Source organism: Sedimentibacter sp. (genome assembly GCF_033447055.1).
Taxonomy (GTDB): Bacteria; Bacillota; Clostridia; order Tissierellales; family Sedimentibacteraceae; genus Sedimentibacter.
Genome location: NZ_JAWQJF010000068.1, coordinates 1 through 9,651 on the forward strand (window position 1 = coordinate 1; position 9,651 = coordinate 9,651).

Genomic DNA, 9,651 nt, shown 5'->3' on the forward strand with positions numbered 1-9,651 from the left:
GGCAGTTGAATTCTTTGTTCAAGGTTTACTCCAGGAATTTTTATTGGTATAGGAATCAAATCATAAGCGAGTACAGTAAGTATTCCTGGATAAAAGCGTATGTTGTTTGTTTGTACTGAATAATATCCTACAGCATCTATTCTTAAGTTGTAAGTTGTAAAATAAAAATCCTGTCCTATTATATTACTTATGTTATATGATGTTGGTACTGAAAAGCGGGGAGAATTACCATCTTTATCCGTCAAACCAATTTGAATTGGAGCCTCACCTTTAAATCTATCCAATATATATAAAGTTACTACAGCATTTTCTATTGGTATTCCACCTTCAGTTAATACTTTAACATCTAAAAATCCTAATGGAATTGTACTATCTGTTTTAGGCAAGGTTTCAGATATGTTTACATTATTATATTTCGAATATGGAATATTCCTATTGTACAATTTTAAAACACTCCTTTCAGTCTATACTATTTTATGTATTAATATATTCAAAAAGGAGTGTTGCGTCACAAGATTAAATAATCTGCTATGTAGGGTCGTTTTTTAGTTTATAGATTATAATAGAAATAAATGTAATATCAATAATAAATTATCGAAAAACAATAAATAATTATTGACATTTGTAAAACTTTTGATATAATTTTAATTACAAACATTATTATTTGGAGGGCGTAATGTATAAAAAAAGTATTGTTCATTATATGACTAAAATTTGTGTTGATATTTTATTTTATGTTGGTATTGTTTGTTGCTTGATGGTGCCTTTTTCTTCGCCATGGTTGTTCAAATATTTTGGTATTGCAAATAAACTGGCTCGGTTCATGATAATTACGCTGTTATTATCAGGCATTTCCTCAGTTTATATTTTATGGCAATTAAAAGTAATATTTAAGACACTTTTAGACGGAAATCCTTTTATCGCCGCCAATGTTATTTGCCTTAGAAAAATAGCAGTAGCTTGTTTGACAATTTCAATTATATATTTCTTAAAGCTGTTAATAATGCCTACAATTTCAACTGCAGTTATTATTGCAATATTTGTTGTGGCTTGTCTGTTGTGTTTAACATTGAAAGATTTGTTTAAACAATCTATTTTTTACAAAGATGAAAATGACTTAACAGTGTAGGGGGTAATTATATGTCAATAGTAATACAACTTGATGTGATGATGGCTAAAAGAAAAATAGGACTTATGGAATTGGCAGAGAAAATAAATATAACACCTGCAAATCTTTCTATATTGAAAAACAATAAAGCGAAGGCAATAAGATTTTCAACATTGGAAGAAATCTGCAAAGCGTTGGATTGCCAGCCAGGTGATATAATTGAATATGTAAAGGAGTAGTTATGGATAGTAAAATAAAAGTAAGATTATCCTTATATGGGTTAATTTCAGCAATAAGTTACATATTTTTAATATTAACTCCAAGACCAGGGATAAGCATTCCGATATTTATTATAGTGCAAGTTGTTTCAATATTTTTAATCGTTAGAAACAGGGAAGAAGTAAAAAATAAAAAAGGCATTCTTGTGATGCTGCCCATATTCATATTATCTTTAAATAATTTTATAAGCGGCAGCAATTTGTGGTGGGGGGTAAATTACTTTGTAATAATAATATTGTACAGTGTTATGATATTAATGTTCAATGATAAGTTAACACTTCAAAAGCTCAATCTAGAACACGGTTTTCATATTATTGTTAATATTTTCAAGCCGTTTGTTAATTTCAAAGTACCATTTAAATGGTGCACTGCAAACAGTAAAAACGAATCTAAAAGATTGCTTGCCGGTCGAATTATAATAGGTGTTTTAATATCAATTCCATGTGTAATATTTCTTATTATGATGCTATCATCAGCAGATATGATATTTTACGAAAGCTCGGTATCTTTGTCCTCATGGATTACAAGTTTGTTTGATTTTATATATGTCTATAAATTTATTATAGGTACCATAGCAGGGTTGTATTTATTTGGGCATTTATACTCCTTGTTTGTTGAAAAGGAAATTAATCATAGTATAAAACCTTTAAGTGATTTATTTTCAAAAAAACTCAAGGGAGATGTAATCATTTCTAATATTTTGTTGGTTTCCATTTTACTGGTGTATACAATATTTATAGGTATACAGTTCAAATATTTATTTGCAGAGGGTAATCTTCCTTATGGCCTTAATTATTCGGAATATGCAAGACGAGGTTTTTTTGAATTAGTTTTTTTAAGTGTTTTAAATATTGCTCTTATTTTAATGACTACGTACTTGTTGAAAGAAAAAATATATGTTGAAAAATGCAAATGGGCACAATTAACAAAGAGTATGATGATTTACTTGTGCATACTAACCGGAATAATGCTTATTTCATCGTTTTATAGGATGATGCTTTATGATAATGAGTATGGTTTCACGAGATTAAGAATTTTAGTGTATTTATTTTTGATATTTGAGGCACTTGGTTTAGCGGCAACTTTAATTTATATTATAAAACATAATTTTAATATATTGGCTATATATTCAACAATAGGCCTCATATATTATTTAACTTTAAATGTTATTCAAATTGACAACATTATTGCTAAAAGAAATATAGACATGTATTTTGCCGGTCAAACTGAAACAATTGATATGAATTATTTAATGAGTTTATCTATTGATGCAGCTCCTCAAATAATGAGATTGCTGAGCAGTGACGTTGAAATAATTACTAAAACTAATGCCAGGATTTATTTAGATGAAATGAATTCCTTATATAATGATGATGTCAGCTGGAGAAGCTACAATTTATCCATTGATAAAACAAGAAAGCTATTAAACGAAAATTAAGAGCACCAAAACTTTATAAATTTAAAATTTCAATACTTGTCTTTAAACAAAAAAATTAGAAATGTAGGAATAAAATAACCCTTTCTGGTGAAAATGTCAGTGTAAAAATTCATAAAGAAGGAAGGGGTGAAAAAGAGTAGAAATGAATTACTTCAATTCTATTCTTTTTTATATTAATTATTTTTATCCTACTACGACAGATTATCTGAAGGTACAATGAAATTAAACAGCCTTTCTAATTCCAGTTTCTTATCAACATTCAAAAAACATTTCCGGTCAAGTTTGCCACGTAGTGTAAAATAATAATATTAGAACAGAATATAAAAGAAAGTATAAGAAATAAATAATATAATTCAGTAAATACAAAAATATAGTTAAAATTAAACACTTTTGATACAAAACGGTATTTGAGAAAATAATATCTTCAAGTATAATAAAATAAAGGTCAAAGAAAGTCAAAGTTAAAGTCAGCAACAAGGATGTGAGAAAATGTCTAATTTAAGCGATATAATTGAAGGCTTTATCAAGGAATTAATGGAAGCAAACAATTTCAAAACTATTGAAATACAGCGGAATATTTTGGCGCAGCAGTTTGATTGTTCTCCTTCTCAAATAAACTATGTTCTCACTACACGTTTTAACAATGACAGAGGTTACATAGTTGAAAGCAGAAGAGGCGGCGGAGGATGTATAAGAATTTTTAAAGTTCGAACTTCAATGAAGGATGAACTGGAAAGTTTATTGAATGACAGTATTGGAAGCAATATAACATTTAATAAAGCACTTGATTTAATACATGCTTTGGAGGACAGAAAAATAATATCTTCTAGGGAACAAAAAATTATGCAGAGTTCATTAAGCGACAGAGCTCTTAACGCTGTTTCCTATGAAGACAGAAATAAACTGAGAGCTGACATTTTAAAGGAAATGATTTTATCATCAGTTGAAAATGACTGATGTCAAATAGGAGGAAATTATGCTGTGTGATGAATGCGGTAAAAATGAAGCTAAAGTGCATGTTACTTACATTATAAACGGAAAGAAAACAGAAAGGCATTTATGTGAAGAATGTGCGAAGAAAAATCAATCAATATTAAATTCTAGTTTTTCAATGGAGAATTTATTTTCAGCCATGTTGAACAATGCCTTTAATACAACGACTTATTTACCTTCAAAAGGATGTTCTACATGCGGAATGACCTATGAAGAATTTAAAAAAACCGGAAAATTTGGTTGCAGTCATTGCATTGATACATTTAAACCAAGACTTATGCCGGTTGTAAAGAGTATTCAAGGCTATGCTGCACATACAGGGAAAATACCAAAAAGAGCAGGTGGTAATTATAAAGTTCAAAAGGATATTGAAAAATTAAAAGAAGAATTAAAACAATCAATTGAACGAGAAGAATATGAAACAGCAGCTAAGTTAAGAGATAAAATCCGCGAAATGGAAAATAATATGCAGGATGGAGATGAATAATTTGGAAAATAAGGATATAGTCATAACCAGCCGAATAAGGCTTGCCAGAAATTTAAAAAATTATAAGTTCCCTATAAAAATGACAGCAGATGAATCGGACAAAGTTATTTCAGAGGTAAAGAGTGCAGTAGAAAAACAAAATTTAAATTATAAATTGACATACATGAAGGATTTGTCTGATATCGAGAAGAGTGTATTGATTGAAAATCACCTCATAAGTCCTGCATTGGCAGAAAAAAAGGAAGCTGCAGCATTACTTTTAAGCACTGATCAAAGAGTGTCCATAATGTTGAATGAAGAGGATCACATTAGAATTCAAACTCTTGAAAATGGAATGTCTTTAAAAGAATGCTGGAATGAAAGCAATAGAATTGATGATATATTAGAAGAACATGTTGATTATGCGTTTGACAAGGAACTGGGATTTGTGACATCCTGTCCTACAAATATAGGAACCGGAATGAGAGCTTCAGTGATGCTTCATTTACCCGCATTGTCCATTACAAATCAAATAGATAAACTTATATATGGAATATCACAGCTTGGAGTAGCAGTAAGGGGAGTTTATGGAGAAGGCACAAAGTCCATGGGACACTTGTACCAAATTTCTAACCAAGGAACATTGGGAGCGTCGGAAGAAACGTTGATAGATAAAATTTCACAAATAGTTATACAAATTGTGGAAAAAGAAGAAAGAACAAGGGAACATCTGAAAAAAAACAATTTAGATGAAATAGAAGATGATTTTTATAGATCGTATGGACTTCTTACAAATGCCAGAAAGATGACTGCTGAAGAAGCAATGAAATTATTATCACTGCTTAAATTGGGCAAAGAAATGGGCATAATTAAAATATCAGAGGATAAGAACCTATATAATTTAATGGTAAAAATCCAGCCCAACAATATTTCCTCCGTGGCAGGAAAAGAACTTTCTCCAAAGGAAAGAGATAAGAAAAGGGCTGAAATCATAAGAAATGAATTATTATATGATATAAGTGAATAATAGCATATTGAGATAGGAGATGAAAATATGATAAGCGGATTTAATAATTCTGCCAAAAATGCTGTTGAGTTGGCTCAAGAAGAAGTTAAAAACTTCAAGCAAAGTGTTCTTGGTACTGAACATATATTGCTTGGCCTTATGCTTGAAAAAGAAGGCATTGCAGGAAAAATACTTAGGAATAAATTAAATGTTGATAAAATTAGAGAAATAATAAAAAACACAGTTGGTATGGGTGACAGTATACCTGAATATATTTCAATCAGTCCAAGAAGCAAGTATATAATTGAGCTTGCACGTCAGTATTCTTCGCAGCTGGGAGTTCCATATGTAGGGACGGAACATATATTGCTTGGGCTAATTGATGAAGGTGAAGGTATTGCAGCTCAAATAATTAAATCAGTTGTAAATCTTAAAGAGCTTAAATTTGAAGTTCTTGAAGCTGTTAAGCAAGGAAGCGGAGGAACAGAGAGCAGTGCTGATTTTAGCTCAAATCCTCAACAACCTGAAAATGTAAGCACAAAAACTATTGACAAATATGGAATGGATTTAAATCAAAGAGCAAGGGATGGCAAGCTGGATCCAGTTATAGGCAGAGAGGATGTAATTGAAAGAGTAATTCAAATATTATCCAGAAGAACAAAAAACAACCCATGTCTTATTGGAGAGCCTGGAGTAGGTAAAACAGCCATAGCAGAAGGCTTGGCACAAGAAATAATTAAAGGAAATGTTCCAGAAACATTAAAAAACAAAAGGGTTATAACTCTTGATATGGCTGGCATGGTTGCAGGAGCTAAATACAGGGGAGAATTTGAAGAAAGACTTAAAAGTGCAATTGATGAAATTAAAGCAGCTGGGAATATAATTTTGTTCATTGATGAATTTCACACAATAATAGGTGCAGGAGCTGCAGAAGGAGCTATAGATGCTTCAAATATATTGAAGCCTACATTAGCAAGGGGAGAGCTTCAAATAATAGGAGCTACAACGTTGGATGAGTATAAAAAACACATTGAAAAAGATGCTGCCCTTGAAAGAAGATTTCAGCCTATAACGGTTGAAGAACCAAGTGTTGAAGATACTATAAAAATATTGAAGGGCTTAAGAGACAAATATGAAGCTCATCACAAAGTATCTATAACGGATGAAGCTATAGAAGCAGCTGCAAAATTGTCACACAGGTACATTTCAGACAGATTTTTACCAGACAAAGCAATTGACTTAATTGATGAAGCTGCATCAAGAACAAGATTAAAATCATCGACTGTTCCTAAAGGATTAAAGGAAATTGAAGATAAAATTAAAGAACTTAAGAATGAAAAAAAAGCAGCAATAAACAATCAAGAATTTGAAAAAGCTGCATCTTTCAGAGATGAAGAAAAAAGTTTGACAGAACAGTTAGATAAGCAGAAGAAACTTTGGGCTGCAAAAAACTCAAAAGATTCAAGCATTGGATATGATGAAATTTCTGAAGTTGTATCTCAATGGACTGGAATACCTGTTAAAAAACTTCAAGGTGATGAATCAGACAGATTACTACATATGGAAGATATACTTCACAAAAGAGTAATAGGTCAGGAGCCTGCTGTTGAAGCATTATCAAAAGCAATAAGAAGATCAAGGGTTGGACTTAAAGATCCTAAAAAACCAATAGGTTCATTTATATTCTTAGGACCGACAGGTGTTGGAAAAACAGAGTTGTCAAAAGCGTTGGCTGAATCTATGTTTGGTGATGAAAATGCCATGATTAGAGTTGATATGTCAGAATACATGGAAAAACATTCTGTATCAAAACTTGTGGGTTCACCTCCGGGATATGTTGGTTTTGATGATGGAGGACAATTGACAGAAAAAATCAGAAGAAAACCATATTCAGTTATTTTGTTTGATGAAATAGAAAAAGCTCATCCGGATGTTTTTAACATATTGCTTCAAATACTTGATGATGGACGTTTGACAGATGCAAAGGGAAGGACCGTAGATTTTAAAAACACAGTGATAATCATGACATCCAATGTTGGAGCAAGCACAATTAAAAAGCAAAGAACATTAGGCTTTGCATCAAATTCTACAAATGAAGAAAAAGATGAATATGAAAAAATGAAGGAAAATGTAATGACTGAGTTGAAACAGACATTCAGACCTGAGTTTTTAAACCGTATTGATGAGATAATTGTATTTCATTCGTTGAACAAGGACCATATAAAACAAATTGTATCATTGATGATTGACAATTTGTCAAAAAGGCTTGAACAGCTTAACATAAAAATTGAGTTAGATGAAAAGGCTAGAGATTTGTTGGCGGAGGAAGGATTTGACCCAGTATATGGTGCACGACCTCTTCAAAGAGAAATAAGAAGAAAAATCGAAGATAGGTTGTCCGAGGAGCTGCTAAAAGGCACAGTTCAAAAGTCGGATACTATAAAAATATCTGCAGATGACAAAGAATTATTGTTTTCTAACAATAGGTAATTGTAGTTAGGGCGAATATTTAAAATTATATTTAAAAATTATTAAAAAAGCATTGACATTTATTCAAAAGCATATATAATAATAAAAAAATAAATCTTTAGCGATGACAGGAAGAGTAGTTTAAGATTTAGTTACAGAGAGATAGCGATGGTGAAAGTCTATTACAATAATCTTACAATGAAGAACATCCTTGAGCTTTTGACCCAAATTGCATTTGCAAAAGTAGGCTCAAACGCATCCCGGCGATAAATGGGCAAGAACATGATTGTGTTTTTAGAGTGAGCATAGTAATATGCTAATTAGGGTGGTACCGCGAATTTTAACTCCTTCGTCCCTTTCGGGATTGAGGAGTTTTTTGTATGCCCTAACCCTATTTTTTCGACCGTAAGGGAGGAAAAAATAGCGGTAGGTCAACCGCAACGAAATCCAAATTCATGTGAGCGACAGCGAACAAATAAATTTGTGATTGAGACTGTGATATGTAAAAATATATTTTGAAAGGAATAACTAATTATGATTAAAAGCAATGAATACCGCACACATACTTGCGGAGAAATTAGAGAAAGCCATATAGGTAAAGAAGTAAGAGTTTCAGGTTGGTTTGAAAATGTAAGAGACCACGGAGGAGTAAAATTTGTTGATTTAAGGGATCAATATGGTGTTGTTCAAGTAGTTGTTGAAGATGAAAGCTTGTTAGAAGGAGTTACTAAGGAAAGTACTATATGCGTTTCAGGCACTGTAATAAAAAGAGATGCAGATACTATAAATGAAAAGCTTGAAACAGGAACTGTTGAAATTGAAGCTTCAACATTTACGGTTCTCGGAAAAACAAGATATTCACTTCCTTTTGAAATAGCAACATCAAAGGATACTAAGGAAGATTTGAGACTGAAATACAGATTCCTTGATTTAAGAAATAAAGAAGTTCAAAAAAATATTATTATTCGTTCCAAAATAATTTCATATTTAAGAAGCAAAATGACAGATTTAGGTTTTTTAGAAATTCAAACTCCAATATTAACATCATCTTCACCAGAAGGTGCAAGAGATTACATTATACCAAGCAGAAAACATCCGGGAAAATTTTATGCACTTCCTCAGGCTCCGCAAATGTTTAAGCAGCTTTTAATGGTGTCAGGTTTTGATAAATATTTTCAAATAGCTCCATGCTTCAGAGATGAGGATGCAAGAGCAGACCGTTCTCCTGGAGAGTTTTATCAGCTTGACTTTGAAATGTCTTTTGCAACACAAGAAGATGTATTAGCTGTAGCAGAAGAAGTTCTTTATGAAACATTTGTTAAGTTCTCAGATAAAAGTGTTTCAAAGCCTCCTTTTGCAAGGATACCATACAAGGAATCAATGCTTAAATACGGAAGTGATAAGCCGGATTTGAGAAACCCTCTGGAAATAATTGATATAAGCCATATGTTTTTAGAAACAGAATTTGCACCTTTCAGAAAAAAGACAGTGAGAGCCATAAACGTACCAAATTGCTCATCCCAGCCTAAAAGCTTTTTTGAAAACATGCTTGACTATGCATTGAAAATTGGCATGAAAGGACTTGGATATATAAAGGTTGATGATGAAATGAAGTATCATGGCCCTATTGACAAATTCCTTTCTGAAGAAGATAAGAAAGAAATTGCAGAACTTGCTGATTTAAAACCAGGGTGCGTTTTGTTCTTTATTGCAGATGACAAAGACTATGCTCCAAAATTGGCGGGTCAATTAAGAACAGAATTGGCTAACAGACTTAACTTAATAGATGAAAACAAATTTGAAATGTGTTTCATTGTAGATTTCCCAATGTATGAAATTGATGAAAACACAGGAAATGTTGGATTTACTCACAATCCATTTTCAATGCCTCA

The 9,651-nt window shown here is 31.7% G+C and carries 9 protein-coding genes and 1 other annotated feature; of the genes, 8 read left to right on the forward strand and 1 reads right to left on the reverse strand.

The window, feature by feature from the left end; translation table 11 throughout:
* Positions 1-443 (reverse strand): hypothetical protein (locus tag SA378_RS04520; protein ID WP_318524793.1); only part of this gene is annotated, 443 nt, incomplete at its 3' end.
* Between the two features lie 233 nt (positions 444-676).
* Here SA378_RS04520 and SA378_RS04525 point away from each other — a divergent pair.
* The 8 genes from SA378_RS04525 to aspS form a co-directional block, all read left to right on the forward strand.
* Positions 677-1,129, forward strand: coding sequence for a DUF2975 domain-containing protein (locus SA378_RS04525; RefSeq protein WP_318524794.1), 453 nt, complete (start codon positions 677-679; stop codon positions 1,127-1,129).
* A gap of 11 nt (positions 1,130-1,140) precedes the next feature.
* Positions 1,141-1,347 carry a helix-turn-helix transcriptional regulator gene (locus tag SA378_RS04530; RefSeq protein ID WP_318524795.1) on the forward strand — a complete coding sequence of 69 codons (207 nt, stop codon included), beginning with the start codon at positions 1,141-1,143 and terminating at the stop codon, positions 1,345-1,347.
* Positions 1,348-1,349: 2 nt separating this feature from the next.
* On the forward strand, positions 1,350-2,825 hold the full coding sequence (locus tag SA378_RS04535) for a DUF4173 domain-containing protein (protein WP_318524796.1): 1,476 nt from the start codon (positions 1,350-1,352) through the stop codon (positions 2,823-2,825).
* Between the two features lie 489 nt (positions 2,826-3,314).
* Positions 3,315-3,782, forward strand: a complete 468-nt coding sequence (locus SA378_RS04540; RefSeq protein WP_318524797.1) for a CtsR family transcriptional regulator — start codon at positions 3,315-3,317, stop codon at positions 3,780-3,782.
* Positions 3,783-3,801: 19 nt separating this feature from the next.
* On the forward strand, positions 3,802-4,305 hold the full coding sequence (locus SA378_RS04545) for a UvrB/UvrC motif-containing protein (RefSeq protein WP_318524798.1): 504 nt from the start codon (positions 3,802-3,804) through the stop codon (positions 4,303-4,305).
* On the forward strand, positions 4,298-5,311 hold the full coding sequence (locus tag SA378_RS04550) for a protein arginine kinase (protein WP_318524799.1): 1,014 nt from the start codon (positions 4,298-4,300) through the stop codon (positions 5,309-5,311). The genes SA378_RS04545 and SA378_RS04550 overlap by 8 nt, the downstream gene beginning before the upstream one ends.
* 27 nt (positions 5,312-5,338) lie before the next feature.
* Positions 5,339-7,780 carry an ATP-dependent Clp protease ATP-binding subunit gene (locus SA378_RS04555; RefSeq protein ID WP_318524800.1) on the forward strand — a complete coding sequence of 814 codons (2,442 nt, stop codon included), beginning with the start codon at positions 5,339-5,341 and terminating at the stop codon, positions 7,778-7,780.
* A 94-nt stretch (positions 7,781-7,874) separates the two neighbouring features.
* Positions 7,875-8,119 (forward strand) — a binding site (T-box leader).
* A 174-nt stretch (positions 8,120-8,293) separates the two neighbouring features.
* A partial coding sequence (gene aspS, locus SA378_RS04560) for an aspartate--tRNA ligase (RefSeq protein WP_318524801.1) occupies positions 8,294-9,651 on the forward strand: 1,358 nt, incomplete at its 3' end.

Bases quoted from the DNA above. Each gene is read 5' to 3' on its own strand.
- SA378_RS04525 (WP_318524794.1), top strand. From the start codon at position 677: ATGTATAAAAAAAGTATTGTTCATTATATGACTAAAATTTGTGTTGAT.
- SA378_RS04530 (WP_318524795.1), top strand. From the start codon at position 1,141: ATGTCAATAGTAATACAACTTGATGTGATGATGGCTAAAAGAAAAATA.
- SA378_RS04535 (WP_318524796.1), top strand. From the start codon at position 1,350: ATGGATAGTAAAATAAAAGTAAGATTATCCTTATATGGGTTAATTTCA.
- SA378_RS04540 (WP_318524797.1), top strand. From the start codon at position 3,315: ATGTCTAATTTAAGCGATATAATTGAAGGCTTTATCAAGGAATTAATG.
- SA378_RS04545 (WP_318524798.1), top strand. From the start codon at position 3,802: ATGCTGTGTGATGAATGCGGTAAAAATGAAGCTAAAGTGCATGTTACT.
- SA378_RS04550 (WP_318524799.1), top strand. From the start codon at position 4,298: ATGAATAATTTGGAAAATAAGGATATAGTCATAACCAGCCGAATAAGG.
- SA378_RS04555 (WP_318524800.1), top strand. From the start codon at position 5,339: ATGATAAGCGGATTTAATAATTCTGCCAAAAATGCTGTTGAGTTGGCT.